This window comes from Streptomyces sp. CB03238 (assembly GCF_002099185.1).
In the GTDB taxonomy this organism is placed as follows: domain Bacteria; phylum Actinomycetota; class Actinomycetes; order Streptomycetales; family Streptomycetaceae; genus Streptomyces.
The window spans coordinates 39,596-64,929 of sequence record NZ_NBCN01000026.1 but is presented as its reverse complement, the minus strand read 5'-3'; the positions used below and the strand labels follow the sequence as shown (position 1 = coordinate 64,929).

Sequence of the window (25,334 nt, the reverse complement as noted above, 5' to 3'; positions counted from 1 at the left end):
GTCGTACCGCGCCGGCGTCGTGCCGCGCTCGCGTCGGTTTGCCGGTCGGCCGGGGCCAGTGCAGCCGGGGGCACGCCGTGCCGCGCGGTGCCCGTGCCGGGGCACGCACGTGAAGTGCCGTGCCCCCGTCGGGCGTCGGGTCACGCGGGCTGCACCCCGGTGGTGTTCCTCCGCGCGGTCAGTAGCCCGTCGGGCCGGGGGAGCCGGGCGTGCCCGGGGGGTCCTGGGGGTTGCGGGGGGTGGGGCCGCGGCCCGAGAGGACCTCGCCGTACGCCTGCATCAGGTCCGGCAGACGCAGCGTGGCGAGGTCCTCGCGGGTGGGCGTCATGGTGTAGCCGGACAGCCGCAGGTCGCGGTACGCGCACGACTTCTCGTACAGCGTGCGCAGGAACCGGCCGTTGCCCAGCTCGTCGATCCAGCCCTGGTCCACCACGTGGCCGCTGATGGAGCGCAGCTCCTCCAGGGCCTCCTCGTCCCACACGTCGTCGTTCGCCGCAGCCAGCACCTCGCCGATTGCGGTCAGTTCGAGCGGCCGGTACGAGGGGAAGTCGACCCGCGTGGTGAAGCGGGACGACAGGCCCGGATTGGCGGCCAGCAGCCGGTCCATGCCCTCGGGGTAGCCGGCGAGGATGACCACCAGGTGGTCGCGGTTGTCCTCGGCGCGCTTGAGCAGCACCTGAAGCGCCTCGTCGCCGTACGCGTCACCCTTGCTGTATCCGGAGTTGGACAGGGAGTACGCCTCGTCGACGAACAGCACCCCGCCCAGCGCCGAGTCGATCAGCTCGTTGGCCTTCACGGCGGTCTGGCCGAGGAACTCCCCGACCAGGTCGGACCGCTGGGCCTCCACGAGATGGTCGCCACCGAGCAGCCCGAGGGCGTAGAAGACCCGGCCGAGGATCCTGGCGACCGTCGTCTTCCCGGTGCCGGAGGGGCCGGAGAAGACAAAGTGACGTTTCGGCGGCTGCACCGGAAGGCCCTGCCCGGCGCGCAACCGCGCCATCTCCAGCTGTGCCGAGAGCGCCTTGACCTGCCGCTTCACCGGTTCCAGGCCCACCATGCGCTCCAGCTCGGCGAGCGCCTCGGCCAGCAGCGCCGGGTCGGTGGGACCGGCGGGGAACGCCGCGGGGCGCGACCGGCCGGGCCCGGGCGCCTTCTCCCGTACGCCATGGGGGACGACAGGCGAGGGCTGAGCCGGCGGCTGCGGCTCGCCGCCCAGGCGGAGCCCGTCGCCGGGCGGGGTTTCCGGGAGGTCGGGGAGGTCCACGGTGTCCTGACCGACGCCGGCCAGCGTCACGGAGGCCGAGGCCAGGTCCGCCGCCGGATCGTCGGAGCCGTCGAAACCGTCGTACTCGGCGATCGCCGCGAGTCGCGCGGCGGTGTCCATGAAGGCCGGGTCGATCCGGTGCACGGCCCGGTACAGGGGGAGCGCGGCGGCGCTGCGGCCGGTGCCCTCACGCGCGCGGGCCAGCCAGTAGCGCAGCTCCTTGCGCTGCGGCTGCTCGCTGCGGCAGCGCATCAGGGCGGCGGACAGCAGCGGCTCGGCCTGCCCGTACATCTCCAGCCGTACCCGTGCCATGCCCCCGAACAGCCCGGCCTCGATGCCGAGCAGCGGATCGTTCACGAGCGGTTCGGTGTGGCGGACGAGCTGGTCCCAGTCCTTGACCAGGTAGGCCCGGCAGGCGTGCAGGAAGCGGACCTGCGGGTCGGTGTCGACGGGCGGCAGTCCGGCCAGCGCCCGGTCCAGTTCCGGTACGTGGCGGCCGTCGAGCCAGTGCGAGGCGTGCGCGAGCAGCAGGTCGCGCGGGCTCTCCAGCACGGGCTGGACCCACCAGCCGAGCCAGTACCAGGAGTTCAGCGTGCGGCGGTAGCGGGCGCGCTGCTCGCCGAAGCGGTCCCGGTTGCGGTACATCCGCAGCAGCGCGGTCGTCGTGTCGACGCGCAGCGCGTGCAGCCCGAGCCAGCCGTCGGCCATTCCGGGATCGATCCGCACCGCCGCCCGGAACTCCTCCTCCGCCTGCGGATACGCGCCCATGGTGTAGGCGTCCACGCCGCGCAGCCAGGCGAGGTCGGCCGGGGCGTGCGTGCCCTGCGTGCCGATGTCCATCGGGTCCCCCACAAACCGTGCCCCGTACCTGTCCGCCGGGCGGCCGCCCGCCGGAAGCGTTCCCAATCGCCCTCTCGTGAACGGGATTTGACCGCACCGAGAGGCATCGTACCTGCACGGGGAGTGTGCGCTTAAGGGTGCCGCGAGGGGCCGCGAGCATTCCGCGAGTGTTCCGGGGATGGTGACCGACGGTGAGCGTTCGGTGCTCGAGCGGCGCTGGGGGAGGCGCGTGAGGGCAGAACGAAGCCCCCGATCACGGGGGAACAACCGGGGGCTTCGCGTATGCGGCGGCTCCGGAAAGCCGCACATTGAGAACGTAAGACCTGTACGCCCCGTCGGTCAAGCGAAGTTGGGGCACTCTGAAGGCTGATTTCCGACTGCTCAGTACGGGGGCTGGGACGGGGGCAGAAGTCGGTCACGCTCCGTGATGATCTGGTTCGCGCCTGCTGTCGCAGCAGGGCCCGGGAGCCACTCGTATCCCGAGGGGCACTCCCGTACCAGCACGTCGGCGAAGGGCCGGGAAGGGTCCGCCGCGAAATGGCGAGTCTCCGCCGCCGTCCATCCGTCCCAGAACGCGTACTGCGCAGGTCCGTCCCGGTGACGCCCCCGTCCCCAGGACTCCTCGGCGCCCCGCTCCATCCACAGCAGCCGGGCCAGATACGGCCGCATCGCACGGCGGCCGGCGCCCACGCCCTCGATGAGGACGACCGGGGCCGGGGGGAGCGGCCGGGGCGGGTCGAAGCGGCGGAGATTCCAGTCGTACGGGTGAACGTGCGCGACCTGGCCACGGCTCAGCGGTCCGAGTACGTCCGCCCGGAGCCGGTCCGTCCAGGAGAACAGCTCGTCGTGCGTGGCGATGTCATCGAGGTGGAGCACCGGGGCGCCGCCGAGCGCCCTCGCGAGCCGGCCCGCGAAGGTGGACTTGCCCGAACCGGCGTGGCCGTCGACCGCGACCAGCCGGACGGGGCCGCACGAGGGTGGCAGCGCGCGCAGCGCGGCGGCGTGGCGGTCGAGGTCGTCCATGCCGACCACCCTACAAAGCCACAGGTGGAGACCAATATTGGTGGGGCGACGCGACGCCGGGTTGCTGGCCGGGGCCCGCCCGGACCGGGATAGTGGGCGCACCTGTCGTGCCCTTGTCGCCCCGTCCGTACACCCGTCTGGGGGTCACACCGCCATGACCGACTCCACGCCGCCGCTCACCCCCTCATCCGCGCCGCAGTCCGCGCCGTCGCCCGCGCTGCCGTCCACGCTGCCGTTCACGCCTCGCCGGACCGTGCTCGCGGCCGTGCTCGGCGTCGCGGGGAGCGCGGTGGCGCCCTCCGCCACGGCCGCCGCCGCGCCGGGGACCGCTCCGCCGACGACAGCCGCCACCTCCGCGACCTCCGCGACCGCCACCGCCGGCCCGGAGCAGCGGGCGCGCGGCCTCGTCGACAACCGCTTCTGGACCTCGTACACCGACTGGCGCTCCGGCACCTGCGCCGGCACCCGCGCCGTCTCCGGCCACCGCCCCGCGCTGACGATCGACGCCCCCGCCGGGCGTACCGACTACACCGATCCGCACACCGGCACGAAGGCCACCTGGGAGTACGCGACCTGGACCTCGCCCGAGCACGTCTCCACCGTCCCGGCGACCGAGGTCATCGCCTCCTGGAACGCCGACACCCCGGCCGGCACCTGGATCGCGGTCGAGCTGAAGGGCCGTTACGCGGACGGCGCCGAGACGCCCTGGTACGTGATGGGCCGCTGGGCGGCCGGCGACGGCGACATCCGGCGCACCTCGGTCGATGGCCAGAAGGACGGCCGGAGCACCGTCTGGACCGACACCTTCGCGATCGACGACACCGCGAGCGGGCTGCGCCTGGTCTCGTACCGGCTGCGGCTCACCCTCCACCGCAGGCCCGGCACCCGGCTCACGCCGGCCGTGTGGCGGGTGGGCGCGATGGCATCGGACATTCCGGACCGCTTCACGGTGCCCGCCTCCGAGCCCGGCCTCGCCCGCGAGCTGATCGTCCCGCGCTACTCGCAGAACACGCACATCGGGCAGTACCCGGAGTACGACAACGGCGGCGAGGCCTGGTGCAGCCCCACCTCCTCCCAGATGATCATCGAGTACTGGGGCCGCAAGCCGACCGCCGAGGACCTGGCCTGGGTGAACCCGGCCTTCGCCGACCCCCAGGTCTGCCACGCCGCCCGCTTCACCTTCGACTACCAGTACGACGGCTGCGGGAACTGGCCCTTCAACGCCGCCTACGCCGCCACGTACGACGACCTGAGCGCGGTCGTGACCCGGCTGCGGTCCATGACCGAGCTGGAGACCCTGGTCCGGGCCGGAATCCCGGCCATCACGTCGCAGTCCTTCCGGGCGGAGGAGCTGACGGGTGCGGGCTACGGCACGGCCGGGCATCTGATGACCGTGATCGGGTTCACGGCCGACGGCGATGTGATCGCCAACGACCCGGCGTCCCCGAGCAACGAGGCCGTACGCCGGGTCTACCGGCGCCGCGAGTGGGAGAACATCTGGCTGCGGACCAAGCGCTACAACGCCTCCGGCAAAGTGGTCTCCGGCACAGGCGGTGTCTGCTACCTGTACTGGCCCGCCCACCCCACGACCGCGCAGCGCACGGCTCTGGCGGCCGTCGGCATCCACTGAGCGCCCCGGTGAGTGGCTGGCGGGCGTGATGAACGTCTCTACCCCGGGAGCCGTCCGTGCTGGCACTGTGGTCTGGTCACCGGGGGGACGTCCGTCGACCAGACCGCAGAGCGAGAAGCCATGACCACGAACGCCGCCGCTGCCGCCGCCCCCCGTGTCCGTACCGGAGGGCCGAAGGACGACGGCCCCCAGCTGCTGGAACACGTCCTGGGCTGGGTGCTCGTCGTCGTCTTCGCGATGCTCGTCACGCAGGTCGGCCTGCTGTGACGCGTCCCTCGGCTGTGTCGGCTACCTGATCGCCTTGATCAGCTCCCCGTTCGCGGTGTCGCCGCTGAGCTCCCAGAAGAAGGTCCCGCCGAGGCCCTGCCGCTTCTTGTAGGCCATCTTCCCGGCGATGGTGGCGGGGGTGTCATAGCTCCACCACTCCGTGCCGCAGTGGGCGTACGCGGTCCCGCCGACCCTCCCGCCGACCGTCCCGTCGGCCGGGCACCTGGTCTTGAGCACCTTGTAGTCCTCGATGCCCGGCTCGTACGTCCCCGGGGCGGGCCCGGTCGCGGTGCCGCCGGGCGTCTTCTGGGTGACGCCGGTCCAGCCGCGCCCGTAGAACCCGATGCCGAGCAGCAGCTTGTGCGACGGGATGCCGAGGCCCTTGAGCTTCAGGATCGTCGCGTCCGTGTGGTGGCTCTGCTGCGGGATGCCGGGGTATCCGGTGAGCGGCGAGTGCGGCGCGGTGGGGCCCTGGGCGGCCCAGGCGCCGAAGAAGTCGTACGTCATCGGGTTGTACCAGTCGACGTACCGGGCCGCCCCGGCGTAGTCGGTGGCGTCGATCTTGCCGCCCGGGGTGGCGTCCGCGGTGATGGCGGCGGTGACCAGGTTGCGGCCGCCGAACTTGGCGCGGACCGCGGACATCAGCGTGGTGAAGGCGTCCCGGCCGCTGTTGTCGCAGGTCAGGCCGCAGGCGTTGGGGTACTCCCAGTCGATGTCGATGCCGTCGAACACATCGGCCCACCGCGGGTCCTCGACCAGCTCGTAACAGGAGTCGGCGAAGGCGGCCGGGTTCCTCGCGGCCTCGGCGAAGCCGCCGGACCAGCTCCAGCCGCCGAACGACCACAGCACCTTGATGTGCGGGTTGAGCTTCTTCAGCTTGCGCAGCTGGTTGAAGTTGCCGCGCAGCGGCTGGTCGGGGGCGTCGGCCCGGCCGTCCACGGACTGGTCGGCGGTGTAGGCCTTCTCGTAGTCGGCGAACGCGTCACCGATCGCGCACGCGCCACCGGTGACGTTGCCGAAGGCGTAGTTGATGTGCGTCAGCCTGGCGGCCGAGCCGGAGGTACGGATGTTCTTGACGTGGTAATCGCGGCCATAGACACCCCAGTTGGTGAAGTATCCGACGACCTTGGGGGCCGCGTGTGTGTGGGCGGCCGGGGCTGCTTCCGGGACTGCGGTGGCGGTGGTGCCGGCGGTGGCGAGCAGGCCGGCCCCGAGGACGGCGCCGCACAGGGCGGCGATCACCGTCCGGAAGCGGCTGCGGCGGGGGACGTGTCCGGGCATGCGTGTCTCCTCGCGGGGGAGGGGAGAGCGGGTGGACGGCCGTGCGGGTGCGGCTGCCGCGACGCGTGGCATGAACGCGGCATGGCGTTGATCCCGCACCGTAGAAGGACTAGACCACTGCGGTCAATGGTGCGTACCAAGGCCGTAAGTGGCTCATGGGTGAAGGACCGACCACTGGCACCCCGTGACGGGAGCCCCCCGATCGGGCATACTCAACCCGCCACAGCCGCTGGTCAGCCGGTTCCGTGATCCGGGAAGGCAGCATCGGCGAAGCAGTGAGACCCGGCGGCGCCGCCCACCCATTCGCGCGCGCCCGCCGCAGCGCCCGACAGGGAGGAGAGCGCCCCCATGCCCGACCGCGCCCCGCAGCCGGTGGAACGTCAGCTGCCCACCGAGGAATCCAGGGATCTGATCGCCCTGGTGCGTGACATCGTCCAGCGGGAGATCGCTCCGCGCGCGGCGGAGGAGGAGGACGCCGGCCGCTTCCCGCGCGAGGTCTTCTCCCTGCTCTCCGAATCCGGCCTGCTCGGCCTGCCGTACGACTCCGGTTTCGGCGGCGGCGACCAGCCGTACGAGGTCTACCTCCAGGTGATCGAAGAGCTCGCCGCCTGCCGCCTCACCGTGGGCCTCGGCACCAGTGTCCACTCGCTGGCCTGCCATGCCCTGGCCGGGTACGGCACCAAGGAGCAGCGGGCCGAGCACCTGCCGGCCATGCTGAGCGGCGGCCTCCTCGGCGCGTACTGCCTCTCCGAGCCCTCCTCCGGCTCCGACGCCGCCTCCCTGCACACCAAGGCGGTCCGCGACGGCGACGACTGGGTCATCACCGGTACGAAGGCGTGGATCACCCACGGCGGGGTCGCCGACTTCTACACGGTCCTGGCCCGGACGGGCGGCGAGGGCGCCCGGGGCATCACCGCCTTCCTGGTGCCGGGTGACGCCGAGGGGCTCTCGGCCGCGGCGCCCGAGAAGAAGATGGGCATGAAGGGCTCGCCCACCGCCCAGGTGCACTTCGACGGCGTACGCGTCCCCGACGCGCGCCGTATCGGCGACGAGGGCCAGGGCTTCGCGATCGCCCTGTCCGCGCTGGACTCCGGCCGTCTGGGCATCGCGGCGTGCGCGGTCGGCGTCGCGCAGGCGGCGCTGGACGAGGCCGTCGCGTACGCGACCCAGCGGCAGCAGTTCGGCCGTCCCATCGCCGACTTCCAGGGGCTGCGCTTCATGCTGGCCGACATGGCCACCCAGATCGAGGCGGGGCGTGCGCTGTACCTGGCCGCCGCCCGGCTGCGCGACGCCGGCCGGCCCTTCTCCCGGGAGGCGGCGATGGCCAAGCTGTTCTGCTCGGACGCGGCGATGAAGGTCACCACCGACGCGGTCCAGGTGCTGGGCGGCTACGGCTACACCACCGACTTCCCGGTCGAGCGCTATATGCGCGACGCCAAGGTGCTGCAGATCGTCGAGGGTACCAACCAGATCCAGCGGATGGTCATCGCCCGTCGAATCGTGGGCCCCGAGAGCCGCTGATCCGGCCGGGGATCTCGCCGGAGATCGCCCCGGAGATCGCCCCGGAGATCGCCCCGGGGAACGTCCATGCCGGAGCCGCCGTGAGCCTGGTCCACTCCTGGTCGCGGCGGCCCGGCACGGTCCTGCCGCTACTCACCCAGTGGCGGACCAGCGCCCGGTAGATGGGCGGGTCGACGGGCTGCGGAACCGATTCTTCCGAGCCCGGGAACATGCGGCTCAGGCCGTAGCCGCTCGTCGAGTACGTCGGGTACGTCGAGTGCAGCGAGGTCATGCCCGGCCAACGCCGGGCGGTCCGGCCTGGTCACCCCCCTCCGGATTCGGGCGCCCGTTCGCCGGGCTACCCGCCCCGCCCACCCGGTCCCGGTGCCGGCACGCGTCTGGCCACCGCACGGTAACTGACGTACCGTCAAATCCCGTCGCCGTCACCGGAGGTCAGCGTGTCGTCCGACGACCGACCGATCGCACTCGACGAGTACCCCGTCCACCAGGCGCCGCTGTCGATGAAGCACCACATCAGCGGTGACCGCAACGCCTACGACCGCTGCATCTTCCACGTCCTGGACCACCGGGGCCGGGCGCTGCTGATCACCGGTCTCGGCGTCTATCCCAACACCGGAGTCATCGACGCGTACGCCACCCTCCGCACCGGAGACCGGCTGCGCGCCGTCCGCGCCTCCGACGCCCTGACCGACGACCGCCTCGCCCTCTCGGTCGGCCCGCTGCGCATCACCGTCGACGAACCGCTGCGCCGCCTGACCCTGCACTGCGCCCCCGATCCGGCCGATCCCGACTCCTTCTCGTACGACATCACCTGGACCGCCGACTTCCCCGCCGTCTGGGAACCGCACCACACCCAGCGCCGCGGCGGCCGGCTCACCCTCGAAGCCCGCCGTTACGTCCAGGCCGGCAGCTGCACCGGTGTCATCCGCGTCGCCGGCGAGGAGATACCCGTGACGGCGGGGGAGTGGACCGGAACGCGTGACCGCAGTTGGGGAGTGCGCCCGATCCCCGGCGAGGAGCCGGGCCGCGCCGACGAGTTCCGCCCCGAGGGCTTCCACTGGCTCTGGATCCCCATGCGGTTCGACGACCGTTTCGTGATGGTCATCGCCCAGGAGGACGCCGACGGCTACCGCAGCCTCGACGAAGCCCTCCTCGTACGCAACGGCCGGCGCGACACCCAGCTCGGCCGGTCCCACACCGACATCACCTACCTCCCCGGAACCCGCCACCCCGAGCGAGCCGTCATCCACCTCACCGACCCCGCACGCAAGCCCCTGGAGATCGGCGTCGACGTCCTCACCTCCTCCCCTCTCGCCCTGGGCGCCGGCTATCCCCCGGCGACCGACTGGCAGCACGGAACCTGGCAGGGCAGGGGCTGGACCGACCGGCGCGGCTACGACCTGTCCGATCCGGCCGCCCATCCGGTGGCCGCCTTCGGGGTCACCGACCATGCCGCCCGCTTCACCCTCGACGGCCGCACCGGCTACGGGATCTTCGAACACGGAAGCTTCGGCCGACACGACCCGAGCGGCTTCACCGGCTACGACTCGGTCGCCGGCCGGCTGCCCGACCGCTGACCCGGGCCCGGGGCCTGGCCCCGGCCCCGGCCCCGGTCCCGACGACGTCCGCTTTCGCTTGCGCGTTTTGCAGCCGTGTCCCCCGCCCCGTACCGGAATGAGGAGCACCGTCATGACCACGGCGCCACGCCCCCGCACCACCACCCGCGACCCCGGGGAACTCGCCCGCCGCCTCACCGTCTGGCTCGGCACCCGGCTGCCCGGCGCCCGCGTCACGGACATCGCCGTACCGACGTCGAACGGCATGTCCAGCGAGACGCTCCTCTTCACCATCGACCACCCGCACGCGCCCGTCCGCGCCTGCGCGCTGCGCCTGGCGGCCGACCCCGCCGCGTACACGGTCTTCCCCGTCTACGACATGGCGCGGCAGTACCGCGTGATGCGTCTGGTGGCGGAACACACCGACGTCCCCGTGCCCCGCGTCCTGTGGCTGGAGCGGGATACCGCGCCGCTCGGCGCGCCCTTCTTCGTCATGGCGCGCGCCGAAGGCCGCGTACCGCCGGACGTCATGCCGTACACGTACGAAGGCAACTGGCTGCACGCCGCCACCGACGCCGAGCGCGCCCGGCTGGAAGCCGCCAGCGTCTCCGTGCTGGCCCGGCTCCATGACCAATTCCCGCTGGCCGAGGCCGAGTTCCTGATGCCGGCGGGCCGGGGTGGCAGCCCGCTGCGCCGCCATGTCGAGGCCCAACGCGCCTACTACGCCTGGGTGACCGACGGGCGGCCCCGTTCGCCGCTGATCGAGTCGGCCTTCGACCGGCTGGAGGCCACCTGGCCCGCCGACGAAGGGCCGGCCGTGCTCAACTGGGGCGACGCGCGGATCGGGAACATCATCTACGACGGCTTCGAACCCGCCGCCGTGCTCGACTGGGAAATGGCCGGCTGCGCCCCGCGCGAGGTCGACCTGGGCTGGACCATCTACCTGCACCGGTTCTTCCAGGACCTGACCGTGAGCTTCGGCCAGCCGGGTCTGCCGGACTTCCTGCGCCGCGACGCCGTGGAGCGGCGCTATGCCGAACTCACCGGCCACAGACCGCGCGACATGGACTTCCACACCCTCTACGCCGCCCTGCGCCACGCCATCGTGATGCTCCGCATCGCCTACCGGCAGGTGCACTTCGGCGAGGCGGACATGCCGGGCGACCCGGACACCCTGATCCTGCACCACGGCACGCTCAGGGCGATGGTGCAGGACCGTTACTGGTGATCGGTACCGGTGAACGGTGGGTCAGGCGGTGCGTCAGGCCGCGCGGCGCACCCGCGACACATGGCGGGGGGCCGGGCGCGGCACCTTGATGGGCCGCGAGCCGGGGCCGCCCACGTGGGAGAAGGGCTGCGTGCGCCAGTCGAGCCCCTGCGGGAGGGTCAGCAGCAGGGCGGTGTCCTGCTCCTGAAGCTCCAGCGACTCGTCGGCGGGGCGCGCGTCCGACGCCGCCCGCCCCGTGCCGGTGCACACCGTCAGCACGAACGGGTTCCACGGCGTGGGGCACAGCGCGTGCTCCGGCAGCACATCCTCGTCCGCCAGCAGCGCGATGGGCTGCGCGCAGTCCGGGCAGATCACCCGGACCATCTCGAAAGTGTCATATGCGTCGAGTTCGTCGTCCTCGTGGGATACGACCGAATCAACAGGCTCCTGCATGGAGAATCTCCCCCTCGGGTGGGCCGACCAGGCTCTTGCGGCCTCGACCACAGCAAGCAATTCCCTTCCGCCCGGCCGAATAACCATCCGGTCACGGCCGACCCCGGCCGCAAACCTGTGGTCTTCGTCACATGCCGCCCGCAGGTGCCCCTCCGAGGTGCCTCCGACTGTGCCGCGAGGCACCGGGGGCAATAGGTTGACCGCATGGAGGAGCTGGATCGTCAGATCGTCGAGTTGCTCGTCAAGGACGGGCGCATGAGCTACACCGACCTGGGCAAGGCCACGGGCCTGTCCACGTCGGCGGTGCATCAGCGCGTCCGACGCCTGGAGCAGCGCGGAGTCATCCGCGGCTACGCCGCCGTCGTCGACCCCGAGGCGGTCGGCCTGCCGCTGACCGCGTTCATCTCGGTGAAACCGTTCGACCCCAGCGCCCCCGACGACATCGCGGACCGGCTCGCCGACATCGCCGAGATCGAGGCCTGCCACAGCGTCGCCGGCGAGGAGAACTACATCCTCAAGGTGCGGGTGGCGACCCCCCTGGAGCTGGAGCACCTGCTCACCCGGATCCGTTCGCAGTCCGGCGTCTCCACCCGTACGACGGTCGTCCTGTCCACTCCCTACGAGGCCCGGCCACCACGCGTGTAAGCACGTATCTAGGCTGGTCACCATGACCGAGAGCGAACACCGCACCGTGCTCCTGCGCGGTGGAGACGTCCACAGCCCCGCCGACCCCTTCGCCACCGCGATGGTCGTCGAACGAGGCCATGTCGCCTGGGTCGGATCCGAGGGCGCCGCCGACGCCTTCGCCTCCGGCGTGGACGAGGTGATCGACCTCGAAGGCGCCCTGGTGACCCCCGCCTTCACCGACGCGCACGTCCACACCACGGCCACCGGGCTCGCCCTCACCGGACTCGACCTGTCGGGCGCGCGCACGCTCGCCGAAGCCCTGGAGCGGGTACGGGCGCACAGCGCCGCCCGACCCGCCGACCGCGTCCTCCTCGGCCACGGCTGGGACGCCGCCCGCTGGCCGGAACAGCGCCCTCCGTCCCGTACCGAACTCGACGAGGCCACCGGCGGGCGCCCGCTCTACCTGCCGCGTGTCGACGTCCACTCCGCGGTCGTCACCACCGCCCTCCTGGACCTCGTCCCGGGCGTCACCGAGCTGCCCGGGTACCGGCCGGACCAGCCGCTCACCGCCGCCGCCCACCACGCCGTCCGGGCCGCCGCCCACGCCGCCGTCACGCCCCGGCAGCGCGCCGAGGCCCAGCGCGCCGCGCTCCACCGCGCCGCCTCCCTCGGCATCGGCACCGTCCACGAGTGCGCCGGCCCCGAGATCTCCGACGAGGACGACTTCACCGCCCTGCTGGCGCTCGCCGCCGAGGAGCCCGGCCCCCGGGTCGTCGGCTACTGGGCCGAGGCCGTGACCGGGGAGAAGGACGCCCGGCGCATCCGCGAGCTGGGCGCGATCGGCGCGGCCGGGGACCTCTTCGTCGACGGTTCCCTCGGCTCCCACACCGCGTGCCTGCACGAGCCGTACGCCGACGCCGGGCACACCGGCACCGCCCACCTGGACGCGGCCGCCGTCGCCGCGCACGTCACCGCCTGCACCGAGGCCGGGCTCCACGCCGGGTTCCATGCCATCGGGGACGCCGCCGTCAGCACGGTCGTCGAGGGCGTACGGGCGGCCGCCGAGACGCTCGGCCTCGCCCGCGTGCGCGCCGCCCGCCACCGCGTCGAGCACGCCGAGATGCTCACCCCCGAGACCATCGCCGCCTTCGCCGAACTCGGCCTCACCGCCTCCGTACAGCCCGCCTTCGACGCCGCCTGGGGCGGCGAGGACGGCATGTACGCCCAGCGCCTGGGCGCCGGGCGGGCGCGCACGCTCAACCCGTACGCCGCCATGCTGCGCGCCGGCGTACCCCTGGCCTTCGGCTCCGACAGCCCCGTCACCCCGCTGGATCCCTGGGGCACCGTCCGGGCCGCCGCCTTCCACCGCACCCCGGAGCACCGGATCTCGGTACGGGCGGGCTTCACGGCCCACACGCGGGGCGGCTGGCGGGCCACCGGCCGGGACGACGCGGGGACCCTCGTACCGGGGGCTCCCGCCGACTACGCGGTCTGGCGCGCCGACGACCTGGTCGTCCAGGCGCCCGACGACCGCGTCGCCCGCTGGTCCACCGACCCGCGCTCCGGGACGCCCGGCCTGCCCGATCTCACCCCCGGTGTCGACCTGCCCGTCTGCCTGCGGACCGTCGTCTCCGGACGCACGGTCTTCGTACGACCGAACGAGTGACGTAAGGACATTCCGCATCCGCGCCATGGGCCCGGAGGGTCGCCCGCGACCTGCGGATCTTCCCCTCTGACCTGCTGTTTCTGTCAATCGCCGCAGGTGGGGCGACTGTTGACAGCGAGCGGTCGGCGGCCGGTAGGTTCGGCCGGGTCCACCACAGGACGTCCGACCGGGTCGACCTTCACGCAGTCGTCGACCGCCGCTGGGTCATGGGGCGGTGTGCCGCACCGGCGCACCACCACTGGGAGCCAGGTCCAGCGCCCGCGCCTCGGGGGCGAGGGAAGGTTTTTGCCGGCTGGAGGTCCCCGCCTGCTCCACAGGAGCTCGGGGGAGGTGCGACCCGGGTGGGGCCCGCACGTTCAGTAGACAACGGCTCTCGGTCGACCCGCAGCCAGCGGGCCCCAGGTCGGCCCGAAGGACGTCGGGCCCCCACTCGCGCCTGTGCCGGTTCCTGCCTGTCAGGCCCCTTTCCGTACCGCCGCCGCGACGGGCTCCACCCGGGGCTCGCTATGGTGGTGATCCGTGTACGGACGTAAGGGGCAGCAGTGAACGACGGTGGCCAGAGGCGCTACGGCCCGCTCGGCAGAGCCTTGGTGATCATCCCGACCTACAACGAGGCCGAGAACATCAAGCCGATCGTGTCCCGGGTGCGCGCCGCCGTGCCCGATGTCGACGTCCTCGTCGCCGACGACAACAGCCCGGACGGCACCGGCAAGCTGGCCGACGAACTGGCCGCCGGGGACGACCACGTCCACGTCCTGCACCGCAAGGGCAAGGAGGGGCTCGGCGCCGCCTACCTGGCGGGCTTCCGCTGGGGCATCGAGCACGGCTACGGCGTCCTCGTCGAGATGGACGCCGACGGCTCCCACCAGCCCGAGGAACTGCCCCGGCTGCTGACCGCCCTCAAGGGCGCCGACCTCGTTCTCGGCTCCCGCTGGGTGCCCGGCGGCCGGGTCGTCAACTGGCCCAAGTCCCGCGAGTTCCTCTCCCGGGGCGGCAGCACCTACTCGCGCCTCCTCCTGGACGTCCCCATCCGGGACGTCACCGGCGGCTTCCGCGCCTTCCGCAAGGAGACCCTGGAGGGCCTCGGGCTCGACGAGGTCGCGTCCCAGGGGTACTGCTTCCAGGTCGACCTCGCCCGCCGCGCCGTCGCCGCCGGGTACCACGTCGTCGAGGTGCCCATCACCTTCGTCGAGCGGGAGCTCGGCGACTCCAAGATGAGCCGGGACATCGTCGTCGAGGCGCTGTGGCGGGTCACCGCATGGGGCGTCGGCTCCCGCGCCGGCCGCCTCCTCGGCCGCAAACCCGCGACTGCCCCCGGCCCCTCGGCCCCGCCGAGCACGTCGGGCTCGTCCGGCCCCTCGGACTCCTCCGCCTCGTCCGGCTCGTCCGGACCCTCGGCCCCGTCGGGCTCCTCCGAGTCCTCAGCCCCCTCCGGGGCCTCGGCCCCGTCGGGCTCGTCCGGCACCTCCGGGGCCGCAGACTCCTCAGGCTCGCCGACCACGTCGGACACCGCCGATCCCGCGGCCCCCTCCGAGGCCTCGGGCTCGTCCGACCCGTCGGGCACGTCCGGGGCCTCGGGCTCGTCGGGCTCGTCCGGCAACTAGGGAGCCTCCGCTCGTTGAGCTCGTCGGTCCCGCCGCCCCCTCCGGGGCCTCGGGGCCTCGGATCCGGCCTGATCGGCCCTTTACGCCGTCCTGGCGTGCTCCCAGGCACACTGGGAGCATGATGACCGGCGCACCGCCTCCTCTCGCCCCGAAACGGCGCTCACGCGCCCGCACCCTCGTTCCTCTCGCCATCGCCGCCTGGCTGGTTCTCGAGATCTGGCTGCTGACCCTCGTGGCGGGCGCGGCCGGCGGATTCACCGTGCTCGCCCTGCTCGTCGGCGGTGGCGTGCTCGGGGCCGTGGTGATCAAGCGTGCGGGGCGGCGGGCCTTCCGTGCGCTGACCGAGACGCTCCAGCAACAACAGCAGGGCCCGGGCGCGGTGCCCTCGCCCGCTTCCGACCGGGCGAGCACCGGAAACGGGTTCCTGATGCTGGGCGGGCTGCTGCTGATGCTGCCGGGCCTCATCTCCGACGTGGCGGGCCTGCTGCTCCTCGTCCCCGGCGTGCGCGCCATGGCCGGGCGGTACGCGGAGAGGGCCCTGGAGCGGCGTATGCGGGCCGTGGCCGCGCCCGGTTACGGTTCCCTGGGCGACGCCTTCCAGCAGGCTCGTATGCACCGCCCCGACGGCAAGGTCGTGCAGGGTGAGGTCATCCGCGACGACTCACCCGGTCGGCCGGGTCCGTACGACGACGAGGGTCCCCGCCCGCCACTGACCCGCTGACCCCGCTGACGCAAAAGCCGCGGGGCGGCGGTACACCAGGTGTACCGCCGCCCCGCGGCTTTGTGCTCCAGGCGCTCACGCCCGTGTTGTGCGCTTACGCGGACTTCCGGCTGTCGCGCGGATGCACGGCGATGTTCATGGCGCCGGAACGCAGGACCGCCAGCCTCTCGGCCAGCACTTCCTCGAGCTCCTCGCGGGTGCGCCGCTCCATGAGCATGTCCCAGTGCGTACGCGCCGGCTTGCCCTTCTTCTCCTCGGGGCCGTCCCCGTCAACGAGGAGTGCCTGGCTTCCGCAGACCTTGCACTCCCACTCCGGCGGGATCTCCGCCTCGACCGAGAACGGCATCTCGAACCGATGCCCCTTCTCGCATGCGTACTCCACCGCCTGGCGCGGGGCCAGATCGATGCCGCGGTCGGTCTCGTAGCTGGTCACCACGAGGCGCGTGCCGCGAAGAGCTCGCTCACTCATGAATCGTGCCTCCCGGGCTTGTCGCCCACAGGACAGGTGTCGCTGTCGTCGTCATCCGGTCAACGTCCGGTCGGCGGTAAAGATTCCCGTTGCGGGTCATGCGTCGCCCGTCGTGCCGCCCCTTTTTGTACCCACCAGTGCCCGGTTTGTCACATCTGGCAGCAGATGTCACCCAGCGTCTTTGCTTACAGAGCACGCAGTAACGGTCCGCCTGGCAGGCCAAAGGCGTACACTACCGGCCTTTCACTTCCGCGTCTAAATCCGGTCCGGCACCGGGTTGCCCGCGGCGGCCACCGCGCGGCGAACGGGTATCCGCGCCAGAAGGACGAACCCGAGCACGAAGAAGATCACGAGCGAGAGGATGGCGTCCCGGTAGCTGCCGGTCAGCTGGTACCCCAGCCCGAACACCAGGGGTCCCAGCCAGCTCAGCCCGCGGTCGCTCATCTCGTACGCCGAAAAGTACTCGGCCTCCTTGCCGCGCGGCACGAGGTGCGAGAACAGCGAACGCGACAGCGCCTGGCTGCCGCCCAGAACCAGCCCGATCGCCGCCGCCAGCGCGTAGAACCACACCGGCGCCCCGGCCGGCAGGACATACCCGCCCGCGAGGATCAGCGCCCACACGGCCAGCGAACCGAGGATCGTGCGCTTCGCGCCGTACGTACGCGCCAGCCGCCCCATGCCCAGCGCCCCCGCGACCGCCAGCACCTGCACCAGCAGCACGGCCGTGATGAGAGTGGTCTGCTCCAGGCCCAGCTCCTCGGAGCCATAGATGGACGCCTGTGAAATCACCGTCTGTACGCCGTCGTTGTAGACGAGATAGGCGAGGAGGAAGGAGAGCGTCAGCGGATGCCGGCGCATGTCGCGCAGCGTCGCCAGCAACTGACGCCAGCCCGAACCGACCGCGCCCTCGCCTCCGGGCGCCACCTTCCGGTCACGCAACCGCCGCAGCGGTACGAGGGTGAAGGCGCCCCACCACAGCCCGGCCGAGGCCAGGCAGATCCGTACCGCCTCCGATTCGGAGAGCCCGAACGACTCATGGCCTGTGTACAGGGCCAGGTCCAGGAGGAGGACGAGCGCACCCGACGTATAGCCGAACGCCCACCCGCGCGAGGACACGGCGTCGCGCTCCTCCGGCTCGGCGATCTGCGGCAGATAGGCGTTGTACAGCGCCATGGACACCGCTAGTGAGGCGTTCGCCACAATCAGGAGGAAGGCGCCCAGGAGATAGCGGTCCCCGTCCAGGAAGAACATGCCCGCCGTCGCGGCCGCCCCCAGGTACGCGGCCGCCGCCAGGAGCGGTTTCTTGCGTCCCGTACGGTCGGCCGCCGCCCCCGCCAGCGGCATCACCAGCACCGCCAGGATGACGGAAAGGGACACCGCGTACGCGAAAACCGATCCCGCGCGGATCGGGATTCCGAGGGGGTGCACAAATCCGTCGGCGTCCGCGGCGGCCTTGGCGACCGATGTCAGATACGGGCCGACGAACACCGTCAGCACGCTCGTGGAGTAGACGGAGCACGCGAAGTCGTAGAAATACCAGCCGCGTTGCTCGCGCCGGCGGTCGGGCGGTCCGGCTTCACCGGCGGTCCTGTCGGCGGTTTCGGCGTCGCTCACGCCCGCCCCCTCGTTCGTCCCCGTGGTGGGAGACGGGGGCACGTTCAGACCCAGACACCCCGGTCGGTCAGTACCGTGCGCAACGTCTCCAGATGATCGGTCATGATGCCATCCACCCCGAGGTCGAGCAGCGCGGCCATCCGGTCCGGATCGTTCACGGTCCACACATGCACCTGGAGCCCCCGTTCGTGCGCGGTCCTCACGAAGCGCCGGTCCACCACCCGGATCCCGCTCTGGGCCTCCGGCACCTGAGCCGCCACCGCGCCCGCGCGCAGCGCCGCCGGGATCCCGTACGAACGCAGCCGCAGGCCCAGCACCCCTCGCACCCCGTACGAGGTCGCCAGGCGCGGGCCCGCGAGCCGCAGCGCCCTGGCCACCCGGCCCTCGTTGAACGAGCCGACGCACACCCGGTCCCAGGCGTCCGCCATGCGCACGACCTCGACGAGCGGTTCCAGGGCGGGCTCCGCCTTGATGTCCACGTTCCAGCGGGCGTCCGGGAACTCCTCCAGCAGCTCCTCGAAGAGCGGCAGTGGCTCCTTGCCCGCCACCCGCGCCTGCCGCACCACGCTCCACGGCAGGTCCCGGATCCGGCCGCGGGAGTCCGTCACGCGGTCCAGCGTGGCGTCGTGGAACGCGACCAGCCGGCCGTCGGCGGTGGTGTGCACGTCCGTCTCGAAGTAGCGGTAACCGGCCGTGGCGGCGCGCCGGAAGGCGGCCACCGTGTTCTCCAGCCCGTCCGCCGCCCCGCCGCGATGGGCGAAGGGTATGAGGGGGGACGGGTGGTCCAGATAGGGATGGCGTACGCGAGTCACCGCCGCAGTATGGCCTGCCCGGGTTTCCCGGAAGCGACCACGGTGCTGCCGCCGCCCGGACCGGTGATGGCGAAGACACGCAGGAAGAACTGCGCGAGCGGGCCGATCGCCAGGGCGTACAGCAGGGTCCCCACCCCGAGGGAGCCGCCCAGGAGGAATCCGCCGGTGACGACGGTGACCTCGATCGTCGTGCGGACCAGACGGACGGAGCGGCCGGTGAGCCGGTGCAGGCCCGTCATCAGCCCGTCGCGCGGGCCAGGGCCGAAGCGGGCGGCGATATAGAGGCCGGTGGCCACCCCATTGAGGAGGATTCCGGCGACCATCAGGGAGATCCGCGCGAACAGTCCTCGCGCGTCCGGGACGAGCCAGAGGGTGGCGTCCATCGCGACACCGACGACGAACACGTTGGAGACGGTGCCCAGGCCCGGCCTCTGCCTGATCGGGATCCACAGGAGGAGCACGGCGGCGCCGACGACGATCGAGACGACACCGATCGTCAGGCCGGTCAGCTCGGCCAGGCCCTGGTGCAGGACGTTCCACGGCTCCAGACCGAGACCGCTGCGGACGAGCAGGGCCGAACTCACGCCGTACAGGGTCAGGCCGCTGTAGAGCTGGAGCAGCCGACGGCCGAGCCGGCGCTGCGTGCGGTGCGAACGCGTATCCGGTGTGCCGGACGTCGTCGACACGTTGTGCCCCCGAAGTGGTGGTGGTGGACTGACTCATGTCACTCTGTGGCGGGGATTTGGACTCCAACCAGGTCCAATTCGAGGAAGGTGGACTGAATTCCATGGCTGAATGGACTTCGGCAGTGGGCCCCGCCCAGCTTGCCCGGCAGCTGAAAGCGCAGCAGCCCCGGCCGGCCGGCCCCGGCACCCGCAAGCCACCCGCCTACCGCGCGCTCGCCGACGGCGTCAGGCTGCTGGTGCTGGAGGGGCGTGTCCCGGTCGCCGCCCGGCTCCCCGCCGAGCGGGAGCTGGCCCTCGCCCTGTCCGTGAGCCGTACGACGGTCGCCGCCGCGTACGAGGCGCTGCGCGCCGAAGGGTTCCTGGAGTCTCGCCGGGGCGCCGGGAGCTGGACGGCCGTGCCCGCCGGGAACCCGCTGCCCGCACGCGGCCTCGAACCGCTGCCCCCGGAGTCCCTCGGCTCCATGATCGACCTGGGCTGCGCCTCCCTGCCCGCGCCCGAGCCATGGCTCACCCGTGGCTTCCAGGGCGCCCTCGAAGAGCTGCCGCCCTACGCCCACACCCACGGGGACTACCCGGCCGGTCTGCCCGCACTGCGGCAGATGCTCGCCGACCGGTACACGGAACGGGGCATCCCGACGATGCCCGAGCAGATCATGGTGACGACCGGCGCGATGGGCGCGATCGACGCCATCTGCCATCTGTTCGCCGGTCGCGGTGAACGCATCGCCGTGGAGTCGCCGTCGTACGCCAACATCCTCCAGCTGATGCGGGAGGCCGGCGCCCGCCTGGTGCCCGTCGCGATGGCGGAGGGGCTGGAGGGCTGGGACATCGCGCGCTGGCGTCAGGTACTGCGGGACGCCGCGCCCCGGCTCGCGTACGTCGTCGCTGACTTCCACAACCCGACCGGCGCCCTCGCGGACGAGGACCGGCGGCGGGCTCTGGTCGACGCGTCCCGCTCGGCCGGGACGGTGCTCGTCGTCGACGAGACCATGACCGAGCTGTACCTGGAGGAGGGGCTCGACATGCCCCGGCCGGTGTGCGCCTTCGACCCGGCCGGGAGCACCGTGCTCACCGTCGGTTCGGCGAGCAAGGCCTTCTGGGCGGGCATGCGCATCGGGTGGGTGCGGGCGGCGCCCGACGTGATCCGCTCGCTGGTCGCCGCCCGCGCGTACGCCGACCTCGGGACGCCCGTACTGGAGCAGCTCGGCGTCAACTGGCTGATGCGCACCGGCGGCTGGGAGGAGGCGGTCGCCCTGCGGCGTGCCCAGGCGCGGGAGAACCGTGACGCGCTGGTCGCCGCGGTACGCCGGGAGCTGCCCGACTGGGAGTTCGACGTCCCGCGCGGCGGCCTGACCCTGTGGGTGCGCACCGGCGGCCTGTCCGGCTCCCGGCTGGCCGAGGTCGGCGAACGGGTCGGCGTACGGGTGCCTTCGGGGCCGCGCTTCGGTGTGGACGGTGCCTTCGAGGGGTACGTAAGGCTGCCGTTCACCGTCGCCGGCCCGGTCGCCGACGAGGCCGCGGTACGGCTGGCTGCGGCGGCGCGGCTGGTGAAGGCGGGCGCGAGCGCCGGTTCGGGCGAGGCGCCGAGGACGTTCGTGGCGTAGGGGGCGGGCGTAGGTGTAGGGGGCGGGCGTAGACCGCTGGTTCAGCCGCCGGCCGGCGCGGCCTGCGGGCGGCCGGCCGGGGAGCCCGGTGCCGGGGCCGACGCCGGGTCCGGAGCCGGGTCCGGAGCCGGCTGTGGTCCCGGGGCGGGACCGAGCGCGGGCCCGGGGAGCGGGCCGTTCTGGTCGGGCCCCGGGGCGGCCGGCAGCCCGGCCGCGTCCGGGCCGGGCTCGACGGCGACGGCCGGTGGCGCGGCCGGCCCGGGCGGCATGGGCGGCGTGTGGCGCTCCGGGAGCAGGTCCAGGACGGCCTGCCGGTGCGCCTCCGTCGTCGCGTCGTCGTACGGGTCGGGCGTCGCCGGGACCTGGAGCCGGAGCACCGGTCCCGTGCCCAGTCGGGCGTAACCGCGCCCGGGCGGGACGTATGGGGTGGGGGTGGTGTGCGGGGCGGCGTCCAGGACGCACCGCACCTGGTCCGCTGTGGCGGGCCCGAGCACGACCCTGGCGCGGGTGTGCGCCCAGACCGCCTCGCTGAGCGTGTCCAGGCTGTCGAACTGCTCGGCCACCACCACGGTCACACGGGCCGCCCGGCCGTGCCGCAGCGGGACCTGGAGCAGCGACTGCGGGTCCGTCCGCCCGTCCGCCGCCGCCAGGTGGCCGAGAACGCTGGGCCGGTCCAGCAGGATCCACAGCGGCCGCCTGGTGTCCTCGGGCGCCGGGTGCCCGGCCTGCCGGGCCCGGTTCGCCGCGATCAGCCGCCGCTCGGTCTCGTGCGCCGCCCATTCCAGGCTCGCCAGCGCCCCGGCCAGCCCGCATTCGACCGCCAGGACGCCGGCGCGCCCGGTGAGGCAGGCGTACTCCCCGGTCCCGCTGCCCTCGACGATCAGTACGTCACCGTGCTGGAGCGCCTGGAGCGCGACCGACCGCAGCAGTGTGGTGGTGCCGCTGCCGGGCTGCCCGACCGCCAGCAGGTGCGGCTCCGTCGAGCGCGGCCCCGTGCGCCACACCACGGGCGGCGCGTCGCGCGACTCGTCCCCGTCCCGCACCGGGACGGTCCGCTGCACCGCCTCGGGGTCCGTGAAACCCAGCACCGTCTCGCCCGGTACGGTGACGAAACGCTGGGCGGCCACCTCGGTGGAGAGCGGCGCGAGCACCCGCATAAGGAGCTGGTTTCCCTCTTCGTCCCAGTCGAAGAGGTACTCCCGGCCCCGCCCGGACTTGGTGTGCAGCAGTTGCTCGATCCTCGCCCGGGACGCGGCTTCGCCATCGGTGAAGTACGCCGGGTAGGTGATCCGCAGCCGCGTCGGCCGCCCGTCCCCGTCGAACGCGAAGTCGCTGAAGGCCTTCGCCCAGTCGCCGCCATGGGTGAACAGCGGGCTCGGGTCCTCCGGGACGGAGAAGTACGGCACCAGCGCCTCGTACAGCGCCCGCAGCCGCTCGGCCTCCGCTTCGTCGGGCCCCGTCCTCACGGCCGGGCGTTTGCGCCCCTGCCAGGCCGCCGCGCCCATCAGCGACACCAGGGCCAGCATCGGCCCGTAGGGGATGAGCGCGACGACCAGCACGCAGGCCGCGACCAGGAACAGCGCGGGACCGCGCCGTTCCTTGGGGGTCGCGGCCCACTTGGCACGCCCGGCCCCGGCCAGCTTCCGCAGGCCACGGGTGATCGTGATCAGCGGATGGAGGACGTCCGTGGCGCCGTCGGCCGCCGTCCGTGCGATCTCCCGACCGCGGGCGATCCGGGCACCGGCGCTGCTCGGAAGGCTCCGGATACTGCGGACGCTCCGGATGCTCCGGCTGCTCGGAATGCTCGGAAGGTTCGGGATGCGCAGAAGGGGGCGCCGGGCCACGTCGTACTCCTGATCCTGAAGTCGTGGAAGGGGCCGCTGGGCGTCAGAACTTGATCCCGCCCAGCAGGCTGGCCAGGCTCGCGCCGCCCGCCGTGATGCTGGGTGCGATCGCGGTACCCGCGAGGTAGAAGCCGAAGAGTGCGCAGACGAGGGCGTGGGAGGCCTTGAGCCCGTCCTTCCTGAAGAAGAGGAAGACGATGATGCCGAGCAGTACCACGCCTGAGATGGACAGGATCATGAGGGGATCTCCTGGGTGAGGGGACAGTCACCTTCAGTACTTCCAGCCTCACAGCAAGTATCTATGTGATAAAAGATGCAAATGGGTGAAATTATGCTCTTTTCACTTGACTGGCGGACATGGTGCCCGCGTGGCGGCCCGTCCGCCGACCGCGGCACATCCCTTGCCACCGCCGGGCCGGGTCATGTGCGCGCCCGGGCAGTACCCTGTCGGTTCACTCGTACGGCGGCCCTCGCCGTGCGTACCGGTACAACCGGGTCCCTGCAGGTCAACGCGGCTGTCGTGGCCGCGCGCGTCCATGTGCCCATGGCGCGTCAACGAAGTGAGAGGCGGTACGTCCGATGAGTGAAACCCCGGACCCCGAGGTGATCGAGCTGGCGTCCAAGGTCTTCGATCTGGCACGGCAGGGCGACGCCGACACCCTCGCCGCCTACCTCGACGCCGGTGTGCCCCCGAACCTCACCAACGACAAGGGCGACTCCCTGGTGATGCTCGCCGCCTACCACGGCCACGAGCAGGCGGTGGCGGCCCTCCTCGAGCGCGGTGCCGACCCCAACCGCGTCAACGACCGGGGCCAGACCCCGATCGCCGGAGCCGTCTTCAAAGGCGAGGACGCCATCGTCCACGCCCTCCTCGCCGCCGGCGCCGATCCGGAAGCCGGAACTCCGTCCGCGGCGGATACCGCGAGGATGTTTGGGAAGGCACATCTCCTGGAGCTGTTCGAGTCCCGGTGAACGAGTGCTGAACGCCAGGTGAGAGTGGCGCCGTAAATGTGGTCGCGGTGGCGAAATGGCTGGGTCATCATGACGTCGGGCCCGCAAGGGGCCACCGACGAGAGGCAGAGGAAGATGGTCAACACCAAGCGGAAGACGACGGGCGGCTCCACATGTTGCTGCGCGGCCTAGGTCATCACCGTTCCCCGGTCACCCCGGGATCCCCGGTGTTCTCCGGGTGCGTCGACAGCTTGATGTGAGGCATTTTCCATGTTCGATCCAGTCATAGCGCCGAGCGGTACCCTGCTCGGCCTGCTGCAGAGGGGTCGCGGCGACGGCACGCTGCACGCGCTCGCCGCGCCACGGGCGGAAGCCCTCGCGGCCCTCAACCACTGTGTTCTCCACGACCCCCGCCAGGACTGGCAGGTCGAGAACCGCTCCCTCTACTACGCACGCCTCTACCTGGATCTGCACGGCGGACTCGAGGAGATCGAGGCCCACCTGTTCGGCGCCGAGGACATCCTCGACACCGAGGAGTCACGCACCGGGCTCGCCCTCGCCGTCCTCGGCCACCTCGCCGCGTACGGCCGCGGGGACGCCCTCGTCCTGCTGCGCAGGTACGCCACGACCGGAGCCAACTGGGCCTGGGCCCTCGACGAGCTCGCCCTGCGCGACGACGACTCCGCGCTGCGCGGCCTCGCCGCCCCGATCCTGGCCAGGTTCCCCGCCACCCCGGAGGGCGACGCCGAGCTGGCCGCCGCCGTACGGGACGCCTTCGAGCCGCGCCCGTGGCGGCTGTGGGCCGAGGACCAGCGGGACACGATCGGCGGCCGCGTGCGCGCGGCCCGGGAACAGGGCTCGTTCGACCGCTGGCAGCGCCAGCTGCGCCCCACCGGGCCCCGCCCCGGCTGGAGCGTGCAGGCCGTCTTCGAGTGGGCCCAGGAGGGCCTCGACCGCGGCTCCCCGCTCCATGTGCCGGCCGCGCGTTGCCTGACCGCCGTCGCCGGCCCCGACGACCGCTCGCTGATCGTCGAGGCGGCCCGCGGCGGCCCGGACGGCGCCCGCTGCGCCGCCCTGCACTACCTCGCCGAAGCGCGCGACCCCGCCGTGCTCGACCTCATCGAGGCCGCGGCGGCCGGCGACTCCCGTACCGTCGCCGAAGCCGCCGTCGCCGCCTTCGAGCGCATGTGCGGCGACGAGGCCGTCGACCGCGCGCGGGGCTGGGTGCACCGGCCCGACGCGCTCGGCGCCTCCGCGGCGGGCGTCCTCGCCTGCCGGGGCGACGCTCGCGACGCGGGGCTCGTGCTGGGCGCGCTGCGCGAGGCGGTACGGGCCGACGGGCCCGACGCGCCGTCGCTCTACGCGCTCGTCGACGGCACGGGCAGGCTGGGCGTCGGCTGCGCCGCACCCGTACTGCGCCACATCTACCGCGAAACCGCCTCCTCCCAGCTGCGCGGGCGCACAGCCCGCGCCCTCGCCGCCACGGACCCCTCCTTCCCGACCGGCTTCGCCGTCGAGTGCCTCTGGGACTGCGAGGAGACCACCAGGGAGATCGCCGCACTGCACGCCGAGACCGGTGACGTACGCGTGGCCGAGCGGCTGCGCCGCCTCGCCGCCGACCCTGCCGAGGAGGACGAGGTGCAGACCGCCGTACGGAGCAGGATCGGACCGGACCTGCCCGCGATCTGACGCCG

Annotated in this window: 22 protein-coding genes and 1 pseudogene; 12 read left to right on the top strand and 11 right to left on the bottom strand. The window is 72.6% G+C overall.

The window, feature by feature from the left end; all coding sequences use genetic code 11:
- Positions 1–178: 178 nt before the first annotated feature.
- A complete protein-coding gene (locus tag BKD26_RS33020) occupies positions 179–2,104 on the bottom strand; it encodes an AAA family ATPase (RefSeq protein ID WP_084905892.1) in 1,926 nt (641 codons plus the stop codon).
- 381 nt (positions 2,105–2,485) lie between these two features.
- On the bottom strand, positions 2,486–3,127 hold the full coding sequence (locus BKD26_RS33015) for a hypothetical protein (RefSeq protein ID WP_084905889.1): 642 nt from the start codon (positions 3,125–3,127) through the stop codon (positions 2,486–2,488).
- A 154-nt stretch (positions 3,128–3,281) separates the two neighbouring features.
- On the opposite strand from BKD26_RS33015, the gene BKD26_RS33010 reads away from it, so the two are divergent.
- Positions 3,282–4,757 carry a peptidase C39 family protein gene (locus tag BKD26_RS33010; RefSeq protein ID WP_084905886.1) on the top strand — a complete coding sequence of 492 codons (1,476 nt, stop codon included), beginning with the start codon at positions 3,282–3,284 and terminating at the stop codon, positions 4,755–4,757.
- Between the two features lie 120 nt (positions 4,758–4,877).
- Positions 4,878–5,024 carry an SCO1431 family membrane protein gene (locus tag BKD26_RS39500; RefSeq protein ID WP_107418080.1) on the top strand — a complete coding sequence of 49 codons (147 nt, stop codon included), beginning with the start codon at positions 4,878–4,880 and terminating at the stop codon, positions 5,022–5,024.
- Positions 5,025–5,045: 21 nt separating this feature from the next.
- Here BKD26_RS39500 and BKD26_RS33005 read toward each other — a convergent pair whose 3' ends face one another.
- Positions 5,046–6,305, bottom strand: a complete 1,260-nt coding sequence (locus BKD26_RS33005; RefSeq protein ID WP_084905884.1) for a glycoside hydrolase family 18 protein — start codon at positions 6,303–6,305, stop codon at positions 5,046–5,048.
- Between the two features lie 348 nt (positions 6,306–6,653).
- Between BKD26_RS33005 and BKD26_RS33000 the strand changes: the two genes are divergently transcribed.
- Positions 6,654–7,826 carry an acyl-CoA dehydrogenase family protein gene (locus tag BKD26_RS33000; RefSeq protein WP_084905882.1) on the top strand — a complete coding sequence of 391 codons (1,173 nt, stop codon included), beginning with the start codon at positions 6,654–6,656 and terminating at the stop codon, positions 7,824–7,826.
- Here BKD26_RS33000 and BKD26_RS32995 read toward each other — a convergent pair.
- A complete protein-coding gene (locus BKD26_RS32995; RefSeq protein WP_084905979.1) occupies positions 7,789–8,037 on the bottom strand; it encodes a hypothetical protein in 249 nt (82 codons plus the stop codon). The two genes, BKD26_RS33000 and BKD26_RS32995, sit on opposite strands and share 38 nt — an antisense overlap.
- Before the next feature lie 289 nt (positions 8,038–8,326).
- Here BKD26_RS32995 and BKD26_RS32990 point away from each other — a divergent pair, with 289 nt between their 5' ends.
- Positions 8,327–9,403 (top strand): hypothetical protein, encoded by a 1,077-nt coding sequence (locus BKD26_RS32990; RefSeq protein WP_084905977.1) that lies wholly within the window; start codon positions 8,327–8,329, stop codon positions 9,401–9,403.
- 112 nt (positions 9,404–9,515) lie between these two features.
- A complete protein-coding gene (locus BKD26_RS32985) occupies positions 9,516–10,610 on the top strand; it encodes a phosphotransferase family protein (protein ID WP_084905880.1) in 1,095 nt (364 codons plus the stop codon).
- Between the two features lie 33 nt (positions 10,611–10,643).
- Here BKD26_RS32985 and BKD26_RS32980 read toward each other — a convergent pair whose 3' ends face one another.
- Positions 10,644–11,042, bottom strand: a complete 399-nt coding sequence (locus tag BKD26_RS32980; protein WP_084905878.1) for a hypothetical protein — start codon at positions 11,040–11,042, stop codon at positions 10,644–10,646.
- A gap of 204 nt (positions 11,043–11,246) precedes the next feature.
- On the opposite strand from BKD26_RS32980, the gene BKD26_RS32975 reads away from it, so the two are divergent.
- From BKD26_RS32975 to fxsA, 4 genes and pseudogenes are all read left to right on the top strand, one after another.
- Positions 11,247–11,687 carry an Lrp/AsnC family transcriptional regulator gene (locus BKD26_RS32975; RefSeq protein WP_084905876.1) on the top strand — a complete coding sequence of 147 codons (441 nt, stop codon included), beginning with the start codon at positions 11,247–11,249 and terminating at the stop codon, positions 11,685–11,687.
- Between the two features lie 22 nt (positions 11,688–11,709).
- The gene (locus BKD26_RS32970) at positions 11,710–13,335 is read left to right on the top strand and encodes an amidohydrolase (RefSeq protein ID WP_084905874.1); all 1,626 of its coding nucleotides are present in this window, start codon (positions 11,710–11,712) and stop codon (positions 13,333–13,335) included.
- Between the two features lie 542 nt (positions 13,336–13,877).
- A pseudogene (locus BKD26_RS32965) lies at positions 13,878–14,639 on the top strand (polyprenol monophosphomannose synthase); the annotation flags it as partial.
- Between the two features lie 418 nt (positions 14,640–15,057).
- Positions 15,058–15,660, top strand: a complete 603-nt coding sequence (gene fxsA / locus BKD26_RS32960) for an FxsA family membrane protein (protein WP_084905872.1) — start codon at positions 15,058–15,060, stop codon at positions 15,658–15,660.
- Positions 15,661–15,754: 94 nt separating this feature from the next.
- Here the strand turns inward: fxsA and BKD26_RS32955 are convergent, their stop codons facing one another.
- From BKD26_RS32955 to BKD26_RS32940, 4 genes are all read right to left on the bottom strand, one after another.
- Positions 15,755–16,129: an RNA polymerase-binding protein RbpA gene (locus BKD26_RS32955; protein WP_026278069.1), complete on the bottom strand. Its 375-nt coding sequence runs from the start codon at positions 16,127–16,129 to the stop codon at positions 15,755–15,757.
- Between the two features lie 255 nt (positions 16,130–16,384).
- Positions 16,385–17,743 (bottom strand): MFS transporter, encoded by a 1,359-nt coding sequence (locus BKD26_RS32950; protein ID WP_084905870.1) that lies wholly within the window; start codon positions 17,741–17,743, stop codon positions 16,385–16,387.
- Positions 17,744–17,787: 44 nt separating this feature from the next.
- Positions 17,788–18,555, bottom strand: coding sequence for a glycerophosphodiester phosphodiesterase family protein (locus tag BKD26_RS32945; RefSeq protein WP_084905868.1), 768 nt, complete (start codon positions 18,553–18,555; stop codon positions 17,788–17,790).
- Positions 18,552–19,241, bottom strand: coding sequence for a hypothetical protein (locus BKD26_RS32940; protein WP_084905866.1), 690 nt, complete (start codon positions 19,239–19,241; stop codon positions 18,552–18,554). The genes BKD26_RS32945 and BKD26_RS32940 overlap by 4 nt, the downstream gene beginning before the upstream one ends.
- A 101-nt stretch (positions 19,242–19,342) precedes the next feature.
- Here BKD26_RS32940 and BKD26_RS32935 point away from each other — a divergent pair, with 101 nt between their 5' ends.
- Positions 19,343–20,845 carry a PLP-dependent aminotransferase family protein gene (locus tag BKD26_RS32935; RefSeq protein WP_107418079.1) on the top strand — a complete coding sequence of 501 codons (1,503 nt, stop codon included), beginning with the start codon at positions 19,343–19,345 and terminating at the stop codon, positions 20,843–20,845.
- A 41-nt stretch (positions 20,846–20,886) separates the two neighbouring features.
- On the opposite strand, the gene BKD26_RS32930 is transcribed toward BKD26_RS32935, so the two are convergent.
- Both BKD26_RS32930 and BKD26_RS32925 read right to left on the bottom strand, forming a co-directional pair.
- Positions 20,887–22,611 carry a hypothetical protein gene (locus BKD26_RS32930; RefSeq protein WP_107418082.1) on the bottom strand — a complete coding sequence of 575 codons (1,725 nt, stop codon included), beginning with the start codon at positions 22,609–22,611 and terminating at the stop codon, positions 20,887–20,889.
- 121 nt (positions 22,612–22,732) lie between these two features.
- Positions 22,733–22,927, bottom strand: coding sequence for a hypothetical protein (locus BKD26_RS32925; RefSeq protein WP_073757949.1), 195 nt, complete (start codon positions 22,925–22,927; stop codon positions 22,733–22,735).
- A gap of 341 nt (positions 22,928–23,268) precedes the next feature.
- Here BKD26_RS32925 and BKD26_RS32920 point away from each other — a divergent pair, with 341 nt between their 5' ends.
- Both BKD26_RS32920 and BKD26_RS32915 read left to right on the top strand, forming a co-directional pair.
- A complete protein-coding gene (locus BKD26_RS32920) occupies positions 23,269–23,661 on the top strand; it encodes an ankyrin repeat domain-containing protein (protein WP_084905862.1) in 393 nt (130 codons plus the stop codon).
- 249 nt (positions 23,662–23,910) lie between these two features.
- The gene (locus tag BKD26_RS32915; RefSeq protein ID WP_084905860.1) at positions 23,911–25,329 is read left to right on the top strand and encodes a hypothetical protein; all 1,419 of its coding nucleotides are present in this window, start codon (positions 23,911–23,913) and stop codon (positions 25,327–25,329) included.
- Positions 25,330–25,334: the final 5 nt, after the last annotated feature.

Bases quoted from the DNA above. Each gene is read 5' to 3' on its own strand.
- BKD26_RS32915 (WP_084905860.1), top strand. From the start codon at position 23,911: ATGTTCGATCCAGTCATAGCGCCGAGCGGTACCCTGCTCGGCCTGCTG.
- BKD26_RS39500 (WP_107418080.1), top strand. From the start codon at position 4,878: ATGACCACGAACGCCGCCGCTGCCGCCGCCCCCCGTGTCCGTACCGGA.
- BKD26_RS32920 (WP_084905862.1), top strand. From the start codon at position 23,269: ATGAGTGAAACCCCGGACCCCGAGGTGATCGAGCTGGCGTCCAAGGTC.
- BKD26_RS32955 (WP_026278069.1), bottom strand. From the start codon at position 16,129: ATGAGTGAGCGAGCTCTTCGCGGCACGCGCCTCGTGGTGACCAGCTAC.
- BKD26_RS33005 (WP_084905884.1), bottom strand. From the start codon at position 6,305: ATGCCCGGACACGTCCCCCGCCGCAGCCGCTTCCGGACGGTGATCGCC.
- BKD26_RS32980 (WP_084905878.1), bottom strand. From the start codon at position 11,042: ATGCAGGAGCCTGTTGATTCGGTCGTATCCCACGAGGACGACGAACTC.
- BKD26_RS33000 (WP_084905882.1), top strand. From the start codon at position 6,654: ATGCCCGACCGCGCCCCGCAGCCGGTGGAACGTCAGCTGCCCACCGAG.
- BKD26_RS32970 (WP_084905874.1), top strand. From the start codon at position 11,710: ATGACCGAGAGCGAACACCGCACCGTGCTCCTGCGCGGTGGAGACGTC.
- fxsA (WP_084905872.1), top strand. From the start codon at position 15,058: ATGATGACCGGCGCACCGCCTCCTCTCGCCCCGAAACGGCGCTCACGC.
- BKD26_RS32990 (WP_084905977.1), top strand. From the start codon at position 8,327: ATGAAGCACCACATCAGCGGTGACCGCAACGCCTACGACCGCTGCATC.
- BKD26_RS33020 (WP_084905892.1), bottom strand. From the start codon at position 2,104: ATGGACATCGGCACGCAGGGCACGCACGCCCCGGCCGACCTCGCCTGG.
- BKD26_RS32975 (WP_084905876.1), top strand. From the start codon at position 11,247: ATGGAGGAGCTGGATCGTCAGATCGTCGAGTTGCTCGTCAAGGACGGG.
- BKD26_RS33010 (WP_084905886.1), top strand. From the start codon at position 3,282: ATGACCGACTCCACGCCGCCGCTCACCCCCTCATCCGCGCCGCAGTCC.
- BKD26_RS32995 (WP_084905979.1), bottom strand. From the start codon at position 8,037: ATGTTCCCGGGCTCGGAAGAATCGGTTCCGCAGCCCGTCGACCCGCCC.
- BKD26_RS32925 (WP_073757949.1), bottom strand. From the start codon at position 22,927: ATGATCCTGTCCATCTCAGGCGTGGTACTGCTCGGCATCATCGTCTTC.
- BKD26_RS32935 (WP_107418079.1), top strand. From the start codon at position 19,343: ATGGCTGAATGGACTTCGGCAGTGGGCCCCGCCCAGCTTGCCCGGCAG.
- BKD26_RS32985 (WP_084905880.1), top strand. From the start codon at position 9,516: ATGACCACGGCGCCACGCCCCCGCACCACCACCCGCGACCCCGGGGAA.
- BKD26_RS33015 (WP_084905889.1), bottom strand. From the start codon at position 3,127: ATGGACGACCTCGACCGCCACGCCGCCGCGCTGCGCGCGCTGCCACCC.